Here is an 18,204-nt window from a genome sequence, read left to right as displayed (position 1 = left end):
CACCGAAGTGTCGCCGCCAGCGGAATCCCACCATCCAATGCGAAGTCAGCCCGGCATTTCCAGCGCCGTGCGCACCAGCTCGCGCAACGCCGCGAAAGTTGGCTCCAGCGGTTGCGCGCTGGTATCCAGCGAGAACTCCGCCTTCGAATAGAACGCCGCGCGGCCGGCCAGGATATGGCGCAGGTCTTCCATCGCTTCCTTGCTGGCCGCCATCGGACGGAAGTCGCCCTGCGCGCGGACCCGCTCCATATGGTCTTCAGCGTCGGCCTGCAGCCAGACCGTGGTGCAGTGGGCCAGCAGCAAGTTGAAGGTGGCAGGGTCTGACACCAGGCCGCCAGGCGTGGCGATGACGGCTTCTGGATAGATCTGGATGGCCTCTTCCACCGCCCGGCGCTCGTAGCGGCGGTAGGCGTTCATGCCGTACAGCCCCTGGATCTCGGCAATGCTGCAGCCGGCGAACTTCTCGATCTCACGGCTTAGTTCGACGAACGGGAAATCCAGGTCCTCCGCCAGCATGCCGCCCAGCGTGGTCTTGCCGGCGCCGCGCAGGCCGATCAGCGCCACGCGCGGGCTGCGCGCCGCCTGCACGGCATTCTCGCCGCCGGTACCGAGCATCTCGCCCACGGCGATGCGTACGCGCCGCAGCGTGGCCTCGTCGCGGTGCTCCAGCAATTCGCGCAGCAGGATCCACTCTGGCGAGGACGTGGTCACGTCGCCCAGCAGCCCGGCCAGCGAACACTGCAGCGCATCGGCAATGTGCTGCAGCACCAGGATCGACGCGTTGCCGCTGCCGTATTCCAGATTGGCAAGGTGCCGCTCCGACACCCCGGCGGCCTGCGCCGCGGCCTTGCGGGTCAGGCCACGGCGCGCGCGCAGGTCGCGCACGCGCTCGCCCAGCGCCACCAGGAAGGGGTTCTTTTCCGCGCCGCTGGCAGCGGCTACGCCTGAATCATTTTGCAGGCGGCCATCCCGGGTTAACCCAGATTCATGCAATATAGTGCTTGACATGATTTCTCGGTGGTCCTATTTTTCATACATGCACAATAATGCATGACGCCTTCGATAGCAATGGCTGAATCAGACGGAGCCCCCTGGATGTCCCTCAACCTCTCCTCAACGCTGTCCCCAACGCAATTCCGCGAGCAGATTGCGCAACTTACCGCGCAACTTGCCGGCCGGCCGCTCGATGCCGGACTGGACGCCTGGCTCAATGCGGAGCATGGCGCCGGTAGCGCCACCTACCAACAGCTGAAGGCAAGCTGCCAGGCCGGCATGGCCGAAGGCTGGCTGTGCGACCGCGAAGGCGGCGGCATCCGCTATGGCCGCATCTTCAAACCCGCCGACGACCTGAACGGCTTTTCGGTCGACGTGGTGGACATGCAGGACATTGCCGGTCCGCACCATACGCATCCCAACGGCGAGATCGACCTGATCATGCCCCTCGACGGCGACGCGCAGTTTGATGGCCGGCCGGCTGGGTGGCTGGTGTGTCCGCCGGGCAGCGCGCACCGCCCCACTGTCAGCAACGGCCGCGCGCTGGTGCTCTACCTGCTGCCGGAAGGCCGCATCGACTTCACCCGCTGAGGACTGCCATGACCGAACTGCTTTCCAACTGCCTTGGCGGCAAATGGCAGGCCGGCACCGGCGCGGGCACGCCGCTGATTGATCCCGTGCTGGGCGACGAGCTGGTGCGGGTGGATGCCACCGGCCTGGACCTTGCCGCCGGCTTTGCCTTCGCGCGCGAACTGGGCGGCGCCGCGCTGCGCGCGCTGACCTACCGCCAGCGTGCCGCGCTGCTGGCTGACATCGTCAAGGTGCTGCAGGCCAACCGCGATTCCTATTACGAGATTGCCACCGCGAACAGCGGCACCGTGAAGAACGATTCCGCCGTCGACATCGATGGCGGAATCTTCACGCTGGGCACATATGCGAAGCTGGGCGATACGCTTGGCGATCGCCAATACCTGCTCGACGGCGAGGCCGCGCGGCTGGGCAAGGATCCGCTGTTCCAGTCGCAGCACGTGCTGGTGCCAACGCGCGGTGTCGCGCTGTTTATCAATGCCTTCAACTTCCCGAGCTGGGGCCTGTGGGAGAAGGCCGCCCCGGCGCTGCTGGCCGGTGTGCCCGTGATCGTCAAACCCGCTACCGCCACTGCCTGGCTGACGCAGCGCATGGTGCGCGACGTGGTTGAGGCCGGTGTGCTGCCGGCGGGCGCGCTGTCGGTGATCTGCGGCAGCTCGGCAGGTTTGCTCGACCAGTTGCAGCCCTTCGACGTGGTGTCGTTCACCGGCTCGGCCGATACCGCTGCGGTGATCCGTTCGCATCCGGCGATTTCGCAACGCTCGGTGCGCGTGAATATCGAGGCGGACAGCATCAACAGCGCGGTGCTGTTGCCGCAGGCGGGGCCGGACACCGCCGCGTTCGACCTGCTGGTGAAGGAAGTGGTGCGCGAGATGACGGTCAAGTCCGGGCAGAAATGCACCGCGATCCGTCGCGTGTTCGTGCCCGAGGCGCTCTACGGGCAAGCCGCCGAAGCCATTGGCGCGCGGCTGGCAAAGGTCGTCGTCGGTAATCCGCGCAACGACTCGGTGCGCATGGGCGCGCTGGTCAGCCGCGCGCAGTTCGATGCACTGACCGAAGGGCTGGCGGCGCTGCGCCAGCACGCGCAGGTGCTGCATGACGGCACGCGGCAGCCGCTGGTCGATGCCGATCCGGCCGTGGCCTGCTGCGTCGGGCCGACGCTGCTCGGCGTCACCGATGCCGATGCGGCGGCGGCAGTGCATGACACCGAAGTTTTTGGCCCGGTCGCCACGCTGCTGCCCTATCGCGATACCCCGCATGCGCTCGCGCTGGTACGCCGTGGCCAGGGTTCGCTGGTGGCTTCGCTCTACGCCAGCGATGCCGCCGCGCTCGGCGCCGCCGCGGTTGAACTGGCCGACAGCCACGGCCGCGTGCATGTGATCTCTCCCGATGTCGCGCAGCTGCACACCGGCCACGGCAACGTGATGCCGCAATCGCTGCATGGCGGCCCGGGCCGTGCCGGCGGCGGCGAGGAGCTGGGCGGCCTGCGCGCGCTGCATTTCTACCATCGGCGCAGCGCGATCCAGGCCAGCACCGAGGTACTCGGCACGCTGGCCTGAGGGCCGGTCCACACGCCTTCACAGCGCCTTCACCGCTCCTTCACCGCTCCTTCACCGCGCCGCCCTCGCATGGCGGCGCGCAGCACACCGTACACCAGTAACGGGGAGACAAGCATGACCGCCACCACCGCAGACGTCCCGGTGCAACCGCCGGGCGCGTCCTTCAACTTTGCCGCGTACCTGCTGGCGTGCAATGACGGGCGCCCGGACAAGACCGCATATATCGATGACGATGGCCGGCTGACCTACGGCGAGCTGGCACTGCAGGCGCGGCGCGTGGCCGCCGCGCTGCTCAGCGCCGGCGTGCGCCGCGAGGAACGCGTGCTGCTGCTGATGCACGACTGCACCGACTGGCCGGTCAGCTTCCTCGGCGCGATGTACGCCGGCATCGTGCCGGTGGCGGTCAATACGCTGCTGACCGCCGACGACTACGTCTATATGCTGCAGCACAGCCGCGCGCAGGCGGTGCTGGTGTCGGCGGCGCTGCTGCCGGTGCTGCAGGAAGCGCTGGCGCAGCCCGGGCATGAAGTCGGCAAGGTGTTCGTATCGCGCGCGCAAGCCAGCCTGCCTGAAGGCATGGTGTCCCTCGACACGGTGCTCGCTGCGCAAACGCCGCTGCCGGCACCCGCCGCCACCCGTTGCGACGATCCCGGCTTCTGGCTCTACTCGTCCGGATCGACCGGACAGCCCAAGGGCGTGGTGCACAGCCACCGCAACCCATACTGGACCGCCGAACTGTACGCGGGCCCGGTGCTGGGCCTGCGCGAGGACGACATCTGCTTCTCCGCGGCCAAGCTGTATTTCGCCTACGGTCTCGGCAATGGCCTGAGCTTCCCGCTGAGCGTTGGCGCGACGGTGGTGCTGATGGCAGAGCGGCCCACGCCCGAGGCCACGTTCTGCCGCTGGCTGGAGCACAAACCCACGGTATTCTTCGGCGCGCCCACGGGGTACGCCGGCATGCTCGCCAGTCCTTCACTGCCGGGGCGTGCCGACGTGGCATTGCGGCTGTGCTCGTCGGCCGGCGAAGCATTGCCCGCCGAGATCGGCCATCGCTTCACCGCGCATTTCGGCTGCGAGATCATCGACGGCATCGGCTCCACCGAGATGCTGCATATCTTCCTGTCCAACCGCCCCGGCCAGGTGCGCTACGGCACCACCGGCTGGCCGGTGCCGGGCTACACCATCGAGCTGCGCGACGAGTCCGGTCAGCCCGTGCCCGACGGCGAGATCGGCGACCTGTATATCCAGGGCCCCAGCGCCGCGATGTTGTACTGGGCCAACCTCGAGAAATCGCGCGAGACCTTCCGCGGCGGCTGGACCAAGAGCGGCGACAAGTATGTGCGCAACCCGGACGGCACCTACAGCTACGCCGGGCGCAGCGATGACATGCTCAAGGTCAGCGGCATCTACGTCTCGCCATTCGAGGTCGAGGCCACGCTGGTGCAGCACCCCGCGGTGCTGGAGGCCGCGGTGGTCGGCGTGCCCGACCACGAAGGCCTGGTCAAGACCAAGGCCTTCGTGGTGCTGAAGGCGGGTGCGCAACTGGGCGACGCCGAGCTGAAGGCCTTCGTCAAGGAGCGGCTGGCCGCCTACAAGTACCCGCGTGCGATCGAGTTCGTCGACACGCTGCCCAAGACCGCCACGGGCAAGATCCAGCGCTTCGTGCTGCGCGAGCGCGAGCTGAAGGCCGCCGCAGAGCGCGCCATTGCAGTGGCGTAAGCACGCGCCATCCCACCATACCGGAGACAACCATGCGTCAGATCGATGTCCACCAGCTGGCCGACGAGGCCCGCTTCAACCGCTTCCATGCGCAGATCCTGTTCTGGTGCGCGCTGATCATCATCTTCGACGGCTATGACCTGGCCGTCGCGGGCATCGCCCTGCCGTCGATCATGAAGGAGATGGGCGTCACCGCCACCAGTGCCGGCTTCATGGTCAGCTCGGCGCTGTTCGGCATGATGTTCGGTGCGATCTTCCTCGGCACCATCGCCGACCGTATCGGCCGCCGGCGCGCCATCGCCATCTGCATCGGCCTGTTCAGCGTGTTCACGGCTGCTGCCGGCTTTGCCAGCGATCCGGTCACGTTCAGCATCACGCGCTTCCTGGCGGGGCTGGGGATTGGTGGCGTCATGCCAAACGTGGTGGCGCAGATGACCGAGTACTCGCCGCGCAAGCTGCGCGGCACGCTGGTGACGCTGATGTTCAGCGGCTATTCGGTCGGTGGCATGCTCGCCGCGCTGCTGGGCAAGGGCCTGATCGAGAGCTATGGCTGGCAGTCGGTGTTCCTGGCCGCCGGGCTGCCGGTGCTGCTGATCCCGCTGGTGCTGCGCTCGCTGCCGGAATCGATGCCATACCTGATCCGCACCAGGCAGACCGCCATGCTGCAGGCCGTGGTATCGCGGCTGGTGCCGTCGCACCGCCCGCAGGCCGGCGACGTCTTCACCCTGCCCGCCGACGAGCGGGCCGACCAGGCGGCCGGCAGCGCACCGATCCGCCGCCTGTTCCAGGATGGCCGCGGCTTCAGCACGGCAATGTTCTGGGTAGCGTTCTTCATGTGCCTGTTCATGGTGTACGCGCTCAGCTCGTGGCTGACCAAGCTGATGGCCGGTGCCGGCTACAGCCTCGGCTCGGCGCTGACCTTCGTGCTGGTGCTGAACTTCGGCGCGATGATCGGCGCCGTCGGCGGTGGCTGGCTGGCCGACCGGCTGCCGATCAAGCATGTGCTGATCGGCATGTACACGCTGGCCGCGATCTCGATCACGCTGCTGGGCTACCCGATGCCGACCGCCGCGCTGTTCGTGGTAGTGGGCCTGGCCGGTGCCTCGACCATCGGCACGCAAATCGTCACCTATGCCTATGCCGGCCAGTTCTACCCGATGGCGGTGCGCGGCACCGGCATCGGCTGGGCCTCGGGCGTGGGGCGCAGCGGCGCGATCCTGGCGCCAATCGTGATCGGCGTGCTGGTGGGGATGTCGCTGCCGCTGCAGCAGAACTTCATGGCGATAGCGATTCCGGCGGTGATCGCGGTGCTGGCGGTGTCGCTGATCAACCACCGCCGGTCGGCCTCGGCACAGGCGGAGACCCCGGCCGAGGTGAAGGTGGCAACACCGGCCCCCGCCGCGAGCAAGGCCTGAGCGGCGCGCGCGCCGCACCTTTGGGTTCCCTGCCACCGGGAAAGCCGGGATATTTCCGGCCCCCGTTGGCTGCTATCATCGCCGCCGCGCACGGCAGCGTGCCGCCCCACATGAGGCGAACACGAGAGGCGAACATGGAACTCAGACAGCTCAAGTACTTTGTCGGCATCGTCGATGCCGGCAGCGTGTCGCGCGCGGCGCAAAGCCTGTTCGTCGCCCAGTCGGCGCTGAGCAAGCAGATCAGCGACCTGGAGCAGGAACTGGGCGTGCAGTTGCTGGTGCGCGGGCGCGGCGGCGTGCAAGTGACCGAATCGGGCAAGGTCTTCTACGAATATGCCCAAGGCATTCTCAAGCAGCTGGAAGACGCGCGCACCGCAGTGCGCGCGCCGGAATCGATCGTCGGCTCGGTGATCCTGGGCGTGCCGCAGAGCGCCTCGGCCGCGCTGGCGCTGCCGCTGCTGCAGGCCGCGCGCGCGCAGCTGCCGCAGGTGTCGCTGCACCTGAACGAGGAGCTGACCGGAAACCTGCTGGACCAGCTCAGGCAGGGCCGCATCGACCTGACCGTGTTCACCTCCAATGTCCCGCTGGCCGATTTCGATTTCGAGCCCATGGCCGACGAGGACTTCTACTGGATCCGCGGCGCGGCCTACCCGGGTCCGGCGCCGGAGGCCGGCATCACGCTGCAGGCGATCGCCGCGCAGCCGCTGATCCTGTCGGCGTCGCAGCATAACCACTGCCTGCGCGCCATCATCGAACAGGTCTTCAGCGAGCAAGGCGTCGCCATGCCGTCGCTGGCCGCCGAAATCAACTCGGTCCATACCCTGAAGCGCGCGGTGCAGGCTGGCATCGCCCCGACCATCCTGCCGCTGGCGCTGGTGGCGCAGGAGGTCGACGCCGGCGACCTGGTCGCGCATCCGATCGTGTGCAACGGCATGCGGCGCACGCTGGGCACCTGCCTGTCGCGCGACCTGCCGCAGACCCATGCCAAGCGCGCGGTGCGCACGCTGGTCGGCAATGTGGTGCGGCAGTTGTGCGACCAGGGCGGCTGGCGTGGCGCGCGGGCCGTGCGCGCCGACGGCACGCGGGACTGATCCGCCGCTTACCAGTCTTCCAGGTCCCCTTGTGGCGCCCTGCCGCGCCGCTGCTGCCATCTCGCTAGCAGATGGCCAGTTCTCCAATCCATATTTTTCTTTTGGTCCGATCGAGGCGACGATAGCCCCGCGCCATCGAGACGGCGCGCGATCAGCACCCGCCATAAGAACAGATACGGAGACCTGCATGACCATCCCCACCACCGCGCCCGCCGTGGCCGGCCCCCTGGAAGCCGCCGGCGATTCCGTCTACCGGAAAGTCGCCTGGCGCCTAGTCCCACTGCTGTTCCTTTGCTATATCGTCGCCTACCTGGACCGCGTCAATGTCGGCTTCGCCAAGCTGCAGATGCAGGCCGACCTGCAACTGACCGAAACCGTGTACGGATTGGGCGCCGGCATCTTCTTTGTCGGCTACTTCCTGTTCGAGGTCCCGAGCAACCTGGTGCTGCATCGCTACGGCGCGCGCCGCTGGATCGCGCGCATCATGATCACGTGGGGCCTGCTGTCGGCGGCGATGATGCTGGTGAAGTCGCCCGTTTCCTTCTACGTGCTGCGCTTCCTGCTGGGCGCGGCCGAGGCTGGCTTCTTTCCCGGCATCATCCTGTACCTGACCTACTGGTTCCCGGCGCAGCGGCGCAGCCGCGTGACGTCGATGTTTATCGCGGCGATCCCGGTGTCGGGCATCCTCGGCGGCCCGCTGTCGGGCTGGATCCTCAAGTACATGGGCGGCATCGCCGGCATGGTGGGGTGGCAGTGGATGTTCCTGCTGCAAGGGCTGCCTACCGTGCTGGTCGGCCTGCTGGTGCTGAAGTACCTGGACGACCGCCCCGCCGCGGCGCGCTGGCTGGCGCCGCACGAGCGCGACGTGATCGCACGCGACATGGCGGCGGAACAGTCGCACAAGGCCGACAGCGGCATCCGCTCCGTGCTGGCCAGCCCGCGGGTGTGGGCGCTGGCACTGGTGTACTTCGCTTTTGTCTCCGGCCTGTATGGCGTGAGCTTCTGGCTTCCCAGCATCATCCGCGGCATGGGCGTGGCCGACCCGCTGCAGATCGGCCTGCTCAGCGCGGTGCCGTGGGCGTTCGGCGTGGTGGCGATGTATTGGGTTGCAGCCAGCGCCGACCGCCACCTGGAGCAGCGCTGGCACGCGGCGCTGGCCGCGCTGACCGGCGCCGCGGGCCTGGTGCTGAGCGTGGCGATGCACGGCAACCAATGGCTGGCGATGGCGGGCCTGACGCTGGCGACCATGGGCATCATGGCTACGCTGCCGGTGTTCTGGGCCCTGCCCACCATGCTGCTGGGAGGTGCCAGCGCCGCGGCCGGCATCGCGCTGATCAATTCGTTCGGCAACCTGTCCGGCTTCAGTGCGCCTTTCCTCGTCGGCCTGATCCATGACGCCACCCACAGCACCGATGCCGGCCTCTACATGCTGGCCGGCTGGCTGGTCGCTGGCGCCGCGCTGGTGCTGCTGGTGCGCCCCGTGCGCGCGCCGCGTCAATGAACCCTCTCCTTCACGCTAGACATCATGGCCTCCCTGCTTGAAACTTCCCCCGACGCCGCGACTGACGTCACCGCTGAAGTCCCCGCCGCGGCGCCACGCCGGTCTCCGTCGCCCGCGCTGCTCGCCCTGCTCGAACAGAAATTCGGCGAGCGCTTCTCGCGCAGCGCCGCGGTGCTGCTGCAGCACGGCACCGATGAATCCGCCTATCCGCCGGCGCCGCCCGATGCGGTGGTCTTCGTCACCGGCACCGACGAAGTCGCGTTCGTGGTGCAGGCCTGCGCGCGCGAACGCGTACCGGTGATCGCCTTCGGCGCGGGCTCGTCGGTCGAGGGCCACCTGCTGGCGGTGCAGGGCGGCGTCTGCATCGACTTCACGCAGATGAACGCGGTGCTGGCGATCCGGCCGGAAGACATGACCGCGACCGTGCAGGCCGGCGTCACGCGCAGCCAGCTCAATGCCGCGCTGGCCGACAGCGGCTTCTTCTTCTCGGTCGATCCGGGCGCGGATGCCACCATCGGCGGCATGGCCGCGACCGCGGCCTCGGGCACCAACACGGTCCGCTACGGCACCATGCGCGACAACGTGCGCAGCCTGACCGTGGTCTCTGCCGGCGGCGAGGTGCTGCGCACGGCGTCGGACGCGCGCAAGTCATCGGCGGGCTACAACCTGACGCAGCTCTACTGCGGCTCCGAAGGTACGCTGGGCCTGATCACCGAGGCCACGGTGCGGCTGCATCCGCGCACCGAGGTCACCGCCGCGGCGGTCGTGCATTTCCCCACCGTGCGCGCCGCGGTCGACTGCGTGATCCAGTCTGTGCAGGCCGGCGTGTCGCTGGCGCGAGCGGAAATGCTCGATGCGCTGACGATCCGCGCCATCAATGCGCACAGCCAGCTGTCGATGGCCGAGCAGCCGACGCTGTGCCTGGAGTTCGGCGGAGGCCAGGCGCAGGTCGACGAGCAGGCCGAATGGGTGCGGGAAATCGCGGCAGAATGCGGCGGCGGCGAATTCCAGTGGGCCACGAAGCAAGAAGACCGTTCGCGCCTGTGGACGCCACGCCATCATGCCTACTTTGCCGTGCTGCAGTTGCGCGCGGGCAGCCGTTGCCTTACCACCGATGCCTGCGTACCGATCTCGGCGCTGGCGGAATGCATCGGGGAAACCGAGGCCGACATCGCCGCGCATGGCCTGCTGGCGCCGGTGTTCGGCCATGTGGGCGACGGCAATTTCCATTGCCTGGTACTGGTAAATCCGGACGATCGCGCCGAAGTGGATGCGGCCGAGGCTTTCAGCCAGCGGCTGGTGCGGCGCGCGCTGCGCCATGGCGGCACCTCCACCGGCGAGCACGGCGTGGGGCTGCACAAGATCGGCTACCTGGTGGAGGAGCACGGCGAGGCCGCCGTCGCCGTGATGCGCTCGATCAAGCGCGCGCTCGACCCGCTCGACATCCTCAATCCGGGCAAGGTGGTCGCGGCCCGCGCCTGAAGGCTGCGCCGGCGCGCCGCCCCGACGCGAGACAGGGCGGCGCGGCGGGCTTACTTGCCGCCCTTCACCGTGGTGTAGGCGGTGATCAGGTTGCGGTAGTCCGGGATATGGTTCGAGAACAGCGTGCCCAGCCCTTCGATATCGTTGCGCCAGTCGCGGTGCAGTTCGCACGCGACGCCAAACCAGGTCATCAGCTGCGCGCCCGCATCCGACATGCGGCGCCACGCGGAATCGCGCGTGATCTCGTTGAAGGTGCCAGAGGCATCGGTCACGACAAAGACCTCGAAGCCTTCCTCGATCGCCGCCAGCGCCGGGAATGCGACGCAGACTTCGGTGACCACGCCGGCGATCAGCAACTGCTTCTTGCCGGTGGCGCGCACCGCGGCGACAAAGTCTTCGTTGTCCCACGCATTGATCTGGCCAGGCCGCGGGATGAACGGCGCGTCAGGGAACATCTGCTTCAGCTCGGGCACCAGCGGACCGTTGGGGCCGTCTTCGAAGCTGGTGGTCAGGATGGTCGGCAGCTTGAAGTACCTGGCGAGGTCGGCCAGTGCCAGCACGTTGTTCTTGAACTTGTCGGGCTCGATATCCCGGACCAGCGACAGCAGGCCAGCCTGGTGATCGACCATCAGGACGGCTGCCTGTGTCTTGTCCAGGCGCTTGTAGGGCTTGCTCATGGCGTGCTCCTTTGAAAGCGGGCACAGCCGGGGAAGGTTCTGCCGGCCGCGCCCTGGGGTGAAGTGTTTCGTCTGTCGGAAAATGTCAGCGCTGCGAGTCCAGCACCTCGTGCTTCTTCTCGACTTCCTGCGCCTTCATGTAGCTCTCGATCAGCAGCTGGTAGGCGGGGAAGATCCGGGTGTAGACCTCGGCCCATTTCTGCGCGTCGGGGCGGTTCCAGGTCTGCTGCAGCTCGGAGGCGACCGCGGCGGTGTCCATCGGCACCACGCCGGCCTGGACGATGCGCGCCAGCGTGATTTCCTGCGCCATCTTCGAGTAGGTGCCGGAGGCATCGACCACCGCGAATACCTTGTAGCCGTCGGCGACCGCGCTGATCGACGGGAAGGCCATGCACACGCTGGTAATGGTGCCGGCAATGATCAGTGTCTTCTTGCCGGTCTCACGGACCGCGGCGACAAAGTCCGGGTTGTCCCACGCGTTGATCTCGCCCTTGCGCGCGACATATCTGGCATGCGGGGCGTTCTCGTGGATCTCGGGAATCAGCGGGCCGTTGGGGCCTTGCGGCACCGAGGCCGTGGTGATGACGGGCAGCTTGCACAGCGTTGCCATCTTGGCCAGTGCGGCGGCGCGCAGGCGCAGCTCAGGCATCGGCATGTCGCCCACGGTCTGGAACAGGCCGCTCTGGTGGTCGATCAGCAGCATGGCCGTATCGGCGGGATCGATTGCGGGGCGCTTGCCATTGAAATTGGCGGGAATGGTCATCTCGCGTTCTCCTTGCACAGTGGACGGAATGGGGTGGCCGTGGCATCTGCGCCGCGGAACCGACCGTGTGGCAAAAGCATAGGTCTTGGCAGATGGCCCCGGTAGGCTCGAAAATCTGTCCTCAGCGTCCTACTGGCAGGACGACAGGAGCCGCCGTTGCACCCCGATCTCAACGACCTGTACTACTTCGCGCAGGTGGTCGACCACCAGGGCTTCGCGCCGGCCGGGCGCGTGCTCGGCGTTCCCAAGTCCAAGCTGAGCCGGCGCGTGGCCATGCTGGAGGAGCGGCTGGGCGTGCGCCTGATCCAGCGCTCGACGCGCCGCTTTTCCGTAACCGAACTTGGCCAGACCTACTACGCGCATTGCAAGGCGATGCTGGTCGAGGCCGAGGCCGCCGAGAGCGTGATCGAGCGCACCCGCGCAGAACCCAGCGGCCTGGTGCGCATGACTTGCCCGGTGGCGCTGCTGCATACGCGCGTGGGCGAAATGATCGCGGACTTCATGGCCGCGAACCCCAAGGTCTCGGTGCACCTGGAGGCCACCAACCGCCGTGTCGACGTGGTTGCCGAAGGGGTCGACCTGGCGATCCGCGTGCGGGTGCCGCCGCTGGAAGACAGCGACCTGGTGATGCGCGTGCTGTCCGAGCGCGCGTGGTGCATCGTGGCCAGCCCCAGGCTGGTGGAAGGCCGGGGCCCGCTGCTGATGCCCGCCGACCTGGACCCGCTGCCGACGCTGGACCTGGGCCCGCCGCGCCCCACGCATGTGTGGGTGCTGCACGGCCCGGAAGGCGCCAGCGCCGAACTGCACCACAGGCCCCGGCTGGTCACCGACGACATGATCATGCTGCGCGCCGCCGCGATGGCCGGCGCCGGGCTGGTGCAACTGCCGCTGATGTTGGTCTGCGACGAACTGCGCGACGGCCGCCTGGTCAGGGTACTGCCCGGCTGGTCGATCAAGGGCGGCGTGATTCACGCGGTGTTTCCGTCGCGGCGGGGACTGCTGCCGTCCGTGCGGGAGCTGATCGATTTCCTGTCGCAGCGCTTCGCGCAGATCCGCGAAACCTGAGCGACTGATGCGGCCGCCACGGGGTGCAGTGTCCGCCATGCGGGCAGGACCGGCGCAGAAGTGGTATCATCCGGGTTCTTACACATGGATCGGGCCACGCCCGACGCCAGTGCGCCCGCCGCAAGACAATCCCACAAGAAGCATATCGGCGGCGGTCCGGGCTTGATCCCGGAGTTCCCTGGGCGGCATCGCCCATCACCCTATCCGACCGGCGGCTCGTCCGCTCCGCAACCACTGCGCCCCTTGTAGCGCGCCGGCTTGCGCAGGCATGGTCCACTTCCCGCCAGATTCCCCGCTTGCGCCGAACGCGAGCCCCGACGCTGGCCTACAGCAACGGCGAACGGTCGCCACCCCGCGCCGCCTGCATCGCACCGATGCACCGCGCCGCCCGCGGCCGCGCCTCATGAACAGGCACACATTGAAGCAAAGCAACCACAACCATCATCAACGCCAGGACAACAGCCGCATCCACAACCCGTACACCGTTTCGGTCTACCCGATCCAGCAGGAACCCGGGCTCTGGTTCGCGACCTACATGATCGCCGAATACCGCAACGGTGCCGAGCGCATCGTCGCCAACGTGGCCATGCGGCACGACACGCACCGCTCGGAAGCCCACGCGCGCCAGTCAGCCCGCCGTGCCGGCGAGCGCGCCGCGGCGCGGCTGCGCCTGCAGTAACGCCTCTCCCTCGGCCGCACGGCCGTCACAACAGCGTGCGCCGTACCGGCGCCGCTCACGCAAGGAGCCTCCTTGGCTAAAGAAGAACTGGTGGAATTTGGCGGCAAGGTATCGGAAGTCCTGCCGGACAACCGTTTCCGCGTGATCCTGGAAAACGGGTTCGAAGTCTGGGCCTATTCGTCCGGCCGCCTGAAGAAAAACCGCATTCGCGTGCTGGCGGGCGACCGCGTCACGCTGGAAATGTCGCCGTACGACCTGACCAAGGGACGTATCAACTATCGACACAAGTCGTAGTCGGCATGCTTCGCCACGGCATGCGCCGCAGCGGCGCGTGCCGTCCCGCAACGATCCATCTCACCGCAAAGGAGAACCGACCATGTCAGTCATCGAAGAATGGGAATTGCTGCACCTGACGCCGGACGGCTGGCAGGCTGGCACCTACCGGCATACCCCGTGGCAGGAGGTACAGATCGAGCCGCCGGCGGCCGGCGTACTGACCGTCAGGCGCCACGTCACGGCCACCTATTGCGGCCCGTCGCGCGCGGTTGAAGACCGCACCCCGGAAATCACCGACATGGCGCTGATCGAAGCACTGCTGGAGCGCCACGGCGCCCCGGTGTTCAAGATCTGATACCGAAGTCCTGCCGCGTGCCGGCACGAACGGCGTGAGCGCCCCTGAGCGCCGCCTCAGCCCACCACGCGCACATGCGGCCGTCCGGTCCGGACGCCGCTGCCGACCGGCCTCAGTTCGCCGTCCCATGGCACGGCGCCGAGGTCCAGCACATAGTCGCCCTCGCGCGTCTTGTCATGCAGGTGGTCGCGCACCACCTGGCCGATGGCCAGCCGGCACAGCGCTTCGCCGCTGGCGGCAAGCGGGCCCTGCAATGCATCTGGTTCGGCCAGCACGCCGAATGCACGCCGTCCGTCCCCGACAAAGCTGGTGAAGAGCACGCCGGTGGGCCGCTCCGCATCGATAAAGCAGACCGCGACGTGGTAGGTGATGCCCTTGCCCTCGCCGGGCAACGTGCAAAGAAAACCGGATGATCCCGAACGCATGTCCATGAACGAATTCCCTGCTGGCTGACGGATGCTGACGGATGCTGTCGCGCACGGCGACGCCAGGCGGCTTCGTGCCGCGTTGATGGGGAGGAATACTCCTATTGCGCCGTGACCATCGATACTCCCGGCACGGTGCCGTTGATGATCTCTTCCGCAAAGCGCAGTGCGCCGCGGCGCGCGCCGCCCACGTTGTCCCAGGGCGCGGCATCCAGGCGGAACGTGCGTGCCTGCGCGCTTTCGGGCGATTCGCCGGCCAGGCAGATCACCACGGCCGCATCGAACGAGCGGTCGGGCCTGGGCTCTGGCCACACCCGCGCAACAGCATGCTTGTACACCAGGGGATAGACGTCATATCCCTTATAAGTTGCAGCTGGATAAACATCCATAACAGCCTCCGCCAGTTGGTGGTGTTCCCCTCACTCTACGCCTGTTGCAGCGTCAGCAGTGGCTTTATTTCATACCGGTAAACGATGCCCCCGCAGAAAACAAAAAAGCTCCGCGCTGGCGGAGCTTTTTGACTGAACTGGCGCCGAGGCGCGCAGTGCAATGCTGGTCGGCTAGACTCAGATCGGCTCGATCTTGGTCGCGGCCGGGCCCTTCTGGCCAACGCCGGCGACGTAGCGAACCTTCTGGCCTTCTTGCAGCGACTTGAAACCGCTGCCTTGAATTTCGGAGAAGTGCGCGAACAGGTCGTTGCCGCCTGCATCAGGGGTAATGAAGCCAAAACCCTTCGAATCGTTGAACCACTTGACGGTACCGGTTTCCATGTTGGATTCCTCAATAAGTAATTCTTGCCTGGCAAAAGCGCCGGCAAGGCATGACGATCAAGGAAGTAACTTGGAGAAAAAGTGGCGCCGTGTGGGCAAGCACCTGGACTTCGAGATTGCTGCTTGATTGATCCTGCATCCACCCTTATACAGGTCCCCCCAGCCCGAGTCAACGAACTTCGGCGGTCCGGCGGAAATTGCGGCAATAAGCGGCGCATGCGCTTGTTGCGGGCCGCGCTGCCCGTGCATGCTACAGTGCCGCATCGAACGGACAAGACCGGATGACACTCTGCACAGCCTGCCAGGCCATCGAACGCCACCAACGCGGCGCCCCCGGGCACGCCGCGCTGCGCATTACCGATACCCAACGCATCAAGCCGCCCGGGTCAGCCGCGGTGACCATCAGCACCTTTGTGTGCCAGGACTGCGGCGCGCTATGGACCTACCGGGACCAGAAAAGCGGCACGGAACAAGGTTGGGAAGTGCAGAAGGACTCTTAGCCCGGCCCGGAAAAGAAAAAACCCCGGGGGCCTTGCCCCCGGGGTTGCGATCTTGCCGGCCCGCCAGGCGGGCCAGCGCCGATCAGGCTGCGACGGATGCCAGCGCGGCGTTCAGCGTCTGGCTCGGGCGCATCGCGGCGCTGAGCTTGGCTGCGTCCGGCTGGTAGTAGCCACCGATGTCGACCGGCTTGCCTTGCACCGCAGCCAGCTCGGCCACGATGTTCTGCTCGTTGTCGGTCAGCGTCTTGGCCAGCGGCGCAAACTTGGCCGCCAGTTCCGCGTCGTCCGACTGGGCGGCGAGTTCCTGCGCCCAGTACATCGCCAGGTAGAACTGGCTGCCGCGGTTGTCGAGCTGGCCGGTCTTGGGCGACGGGCTCTTGTTGTTGTCCAGCAGCTTGCCGGTCGCGCCGTCGAGCGTCTTGGCCAGGATCTTGGCGCGGGCGTTGCCGGTCTTGATGCCGACATCTTCCAGCGACACGGCCAGGGCCAGGAACTCGCCCAGCGAATCCCAGCGCAGGTGGTTCTCTTCCACCAGCTGCTTGACGTGCTTCGGAGCCGAACCGCCGGCGCCGGTTTCATACATGCCGCCGCCGGCCATCAGCGGAACGATCGACAGCATCTTGGCGCTGGTGCCCAGTTCCATGATCGGGAACAGGTCGGTCAGGTAGTCGCGCAGGATGTTGCCGGTCACCGAGATGGTGTCCAGGCCGCGGATCACGCGTTCGAGCGTGTAGCGCATGGCGCGCACCTGCGACATGATCTGGATGTCCAAACCGTTGGTGTCGTAGTCCTTCAGGTAGGCCTCGACCTTCTTGATCAGCTCGGCCTCGTGCGGACGGTACGGGTCCAGCCAGAACACGGCCGGCATGCCCGAGTTGCGCGCGCGCGTGACGGCCAGCTTGACCCAGTCGCGGATCGGCGCGTCCTTGACCTGGCACATGCGCCAGATGTCGCCCTGTTCGACGTTCTGCGTCAGCAGCACTTCACCGGTGGCCAGGTCGACGATGTTGGCGACGCCGTCTTCGGCGATTTCGAAGGTCTTGTCGTGCGAGCCGTACTCTTCAGCCTTCTGCGCCATCAGGCCGACGTTGGGCACCGTGCCCATGGTGGTCGGGTCGAAGTTGCCGTTGGTCTTGCAGAAGTTGATGATCTCTTGATAGATCCGGGCGAAGGTGCTTTCCGGAATCACGGCCTTGGTGTCCTTCGGACGGCCGTCGGCGCCCCACATCTTGCCGCCGATGCGGATCATGGCCGGCATCGAGGCATCGACGATCACGTCGTTCGGCGCGTGCAGGTTGGAAATGCCCTTGGCCGAATCCACCATCGCCAGTTCCGGACGATGCTCATGGCAGGCGTGCAGGTCGCGGATGATTTCTTCGCGCTTGGAGCTGGGCAGCGTTTCCAGCTTCTCATACAGGTTGACCAGGCCGTTGTTGACGTTCACGCCCAGTTCGTCGAACAGCGCGCCGTGCTTGGCGAAGGCTTCCTTGTAGAAGATCTTCACGGCGTGGCCGAACACGATCGGGTGCGAGACCTTCATCATGGTCGCCTTGACGTGCAGCGACAGCATCACGCCGGTCGCGCGGGCGTCTTCGAACTGCTCTTCATAGAAGGCGCACAGGGCCTTCTTGCTCATGAACATGCTGTCGATGATCTCGCCGTCCTGCAGGGCGACCTTGGGCTTCAGGACGATGGTCTTGCCGCTCTTGGTGACCAGCTCCATCTTCACGTCGCGCGCCTTGTCCAGCGTCAGCGACTTTTCGCCGTGGTAGAAGTCGCCATGCTTCATGTGCGCCACGTGCGTGCGCGAGGCCATGCTCCACTCGCCCATGCTGTGCGGGTGCTTGCGCGCGAAGCTCTTGACCGCGGCCGGGGCGCGGCGGTCGGAGTTGCCCTCGCGCAGGACCGGGTTCACGGCCGAGCCCAGGCACTTGGAATAGCGCTTCTGGATCGCCTTTTCTTCGTCGGTCTTCGGGTCTTCCGGATAGTCCGGCACCTTGTAGCCCTTGCCCTGCAGTTCGCGGATGGCGCTGACCAGCTGGTGCACCGAAGCGCTGATGTTCGGCAGCTTGATGATGTTGGTTTCCGGCAGCTGCGTCAGCTTGCCCAGCTCGGCCAGGTTGTCCGGCACGCGCTGTTCTTCGGTCAGGAATTCGGGGAACTCGCCCAGGATACGGCCGGCCACGGAGATGTCGCTAGTGGTGACGTTGATGCCGGCCGGCTTGGTGAAAGCCTGGATGATCGGGAGGAACGCACTGGTCGCCAGCAGCGGAGCTTCGTCGGTCAGCGTGTAGATGATGGTAGGTTGCTGGGTACTCATTGCTTCTCTCAGATCCTCGAACGGTG

At 66.8% G+C, this 18,204-nt stretch carries 19 protein-coding genes; 12 read left to right on the top strand and 7 right to left on the bottom strand.

Annotated features, from left to right (window positions below):
• Positions 1–45 precede the first annotated feature (45 nt).
• Positions 46–1,008 carry a helix-turn-helix transcriptional regulator gene (locus LPA45_RS29200; protein WP_317923371.1) on the bottom strand — a complete coding sequence of 321 codons (963 nt, stop codon included), beginning with the start codon at positions 1,006–1,008 and terminating at the stop codon, positions 46–48.
• A 111-nt stretch (positions 1,009–1,119) separates the two neighbouring features.
• Between LPA45_RS29200 and LPA45_RS29195 the strand changes: the two genes are divergently transcribed.
• The 7 genes from LPA45_RS29195 (at position 1,120) to LPA45_RS29165 (ending at position 10,348) form a co-directional block, all read left to right on the top strand.
• Entirely contained in the window at positions 1,120–1,584 is a 465-nt protein-coding gene (locus LPA45_RS29195) for a DUF4863 family protein (protein ID WP_317923381.1), read from the top strand.
• 8 nt (positions 1,585–1,592) lie between these two features.
• Positions 1,593–3,140, top strand: coding sequence for a 3,4-dehydroadipyl-CoA semialdehyde dehydrogenase (locus LPA45_RS29190; protein ID WP_317923373.1), 1,548 nt, complete (start codon positions 1,593–1,595; stop codon positions 3,138–3,140).
• Between the two features lie 114 nt (positions 3,141–3,254).
• Positions 3,255–4,859 (top strand): benzoate-CoA ligase family protein, encoded by a 1,605-nt coding sequence (locus tag LPA45_RS29185; protein WP_116319528.1) that lies wholly within the window; start codon positions 3,255–3,257, stop codon positions 4,857–4,859.
• A gap of 32 nt (positions 4,860–4,891) precedes the next feature.
• Positions 4,892–6,274, top strand: coding sequence for an MFS transporter (locus LPA45_RS29180; RefSeq protein ID WP_116319527.1), 1,383 nt, complete (start codon positions 4,892–4,894; stop codon positions 6,272–6,274).
• Positions 6,275–6,408: 134 nt separating this feature from the next.
• Positions 6,409–7,365, top strand: a complete 957-nt coding sequence (locus LPA45_RS29175) for a LysR family transcriptional regulator (protein WP_317923375.1) — start codon at positions 6,409–6,411, stop codon at positions 7,363–7,365.
• A 187-nt stretch (positions 7,366–7,552) separates the two neighbouring features.
• Positions 7,553–8,866 (top strand): MFS transporter, encoded by a 1,314-nt coding sequence (locus tag LPA45_RS29170; RefSeq protein ID WP_317923377.1) that lies wholly within the window; start codon positions 7,553–7,555, stop codon positions 8,864–8,866.
• Between the two features lie 24 nt (positions 8,867–8,890).
• The gene (locus LPA45_RS29165; protein ID WP_116319524.1) at positions 8,891–10,348 is read left to right on the top strand and encodes an FAD-binding oxidoreductase; all 1,458 of its coding nucleotides are present in this window, start codon (positions 8,891–8,893) and stop codon (positions 10,346–10,348) included.
• Between the two features lie 50 nt (positions 10,349–10,398).
• Here LPA45_RS29165 and ycaC read toward each other — a convergent pair whose 3' ends face one another.
• Together ycaC and LPA45_RS29155 are read right to left on the bottom strand one after the other, a co-directional pair.
• Positions 10,399–11,025, bottom strand: a complete 627-nt coding sequence (gene ycaC / locus LPA45_RS29160) for an isochorismate family cysteine hydrolase YcaC (protein ID WP_116319523.1) — start codon at positions 11,023–11,025, stop codon at positions 10,399–10,401.
• A gap of 85 nt (positions 11,026–11,110) precedes the next feature.
• A complete protein-coding gene (locus tag LPA45_RS29155; RefSeq protein ID WP_317923379.1) occupies positions 11,111–11,788 on the bottom strand; it encodes a hydrolase in 678 nt (225 codons plus the stop codon).
• Between the two features lie 156 nt (positions 11,789–11,944).
• Here LPA45_RS29155 and LPA45_RS29150 point away from each other — a divergent pair, with 156 nt between their 5' ends.
• The 4 genes from LPA45_RS29150 to LPA45_RS29135 all read left to right on the top strand — a co-directional run bounded on the left by LPA45_RS29150 (position 11,945) and on the right by LPA45_RS29135 (position 14,163).
• Positions 11,945–12,853 (top strand): LysR family transcriptional regulator, encoded by a 909-nt coding sequence (locus LPA45_RS29150; protein WP_116319521.1) that lies wholly within the window; start codon positions 11,945–11,947, stop codon positions 12,851–12,853.
• Between the two features lie 418 nt (positions 12,854–13,271).
• Positions 13,272–13,532 carry an isochorismatase gene (locus LPA45_RS29145; protein ID WP_233528122.1) on the top strand — a complete coding sequence of 87 codons (261 nt, stop codon included), beginning with the start codon at positions 13,272–13,274 and terminating at the stop codon, positions 13,530–13,532.
• 72 nt (positions 13,533–13,604) lie between these two features.
• Positions 13,605–13,826, top strand: a complete 222-nt coding sequence (gene infA / locus LPA45_RS29140; RefSeq protein ID WP_008646230.1) for a translation initiation factor IF-1 — start codon at positions 13,605–13,607, stop codon at positions 13,824–13,826.
• Positions 13,827–13,908: 82 nt separating this feature from the next.
• Positions 13,909–14,163: a translation initiation factor 1 gene (locus tag LPA45_RS29135; RefSeq protein ID WP_116319520.1), complete on the top strand. Its 255-nt coding sequence runs from the start codon at positions 13,909–13,911 to the stop codon at positions 14,161–14,163.
• 56 nt (positions 14,164–14,219) lie between these two features.
• On the opposite strand, the gene LPA45_RS29130 is transcribed toward LPA45_RS29135, so the two are convergent.
• The 3 genes from LPA45_RS29130 to LPA45_RS29120 form a co-directional block, all read right to left on the bottom strand.
• A complete protein-coding gene (locus LPA45_RS29130; RefSeq protein WP_116319519.1) occupies positions 14,220–14,594 on the bottom strand; it encodes a hypothetical protein in 375 nt (124 codons plus the stop codon).
• Between the two features lie 95 nt (positions 14,595–14,689).
• On the bottom strand, positions 14,690–14,977 hold the full coding sequence (locus tag LPA45_RS29125; protein WP_116319518.1) for a hypothetical protein: 288 nt from the start codon (positions 14,975–14,977) through the stop codon (positions 14,690–14,692).
• 177 nt (positions 14,978–15,154) lie between these two features.
• Positions 15,155–15,358 carry a cold-shock protein gene (locus LPA45_RS29120; protein ID WP_020202065.1) on the bottom strand — a complete coding sequence of 68 codons (204 nt, stop codon included), beginning with the start codon at positions 15,356–15,358 and terminating at the stop codon, positions 15,155–15,157.
• 281 nt (positions 15,359–15,639) lie between these two features.
• Between LPA45_RS29120 and LPA45_RS29115 the strand changes: the two genes are divergently transcribed.
• On the top strand, positions 15,640–15,858 hold the full coding sequence (locus tag LPA45_RS29115; RefSeq protein WP_116319517.1) for a hypothetical protein: 219 nt from the start codon (positions 15,640–15,642) through the stop codon (positions 15,856–15,858).
• A gap of 82 nt (positions 15,859–15,940) precedes the next feature.
• Here LPA45_RS29115 and LPA45_RS29110 read toward each other — a convergent pair whose 3' ends face one another.
• Complete coding sequence (locus LPA45_RS29110) at positions 15,941–18,178, bottom strand: NADP-dependent isocitrate dehydrogenase (RefSeq protein WP_317920780.1); 2,238 nt, start codon at positions 18,176–18,178, stop codon at positions 15,941–15,943.
• Positions 18,179–18,204: the final 26 nt, after the last annotated feature.

The organism is Cupriavidus sp. Agwp_2 (assembly GCF_040784895.1).
Taxonomy (GTDB): domain Bacteria; phylum Pseudomonadota; class Gammaproteobacteria; order Burkholderiales; family Burkholderiaceae; genus Cupriavidus.
Note: the sequence above shows the minus strand (reverse complement) of the source record. Positions and strands in the feature narration are given on the sequence as shown.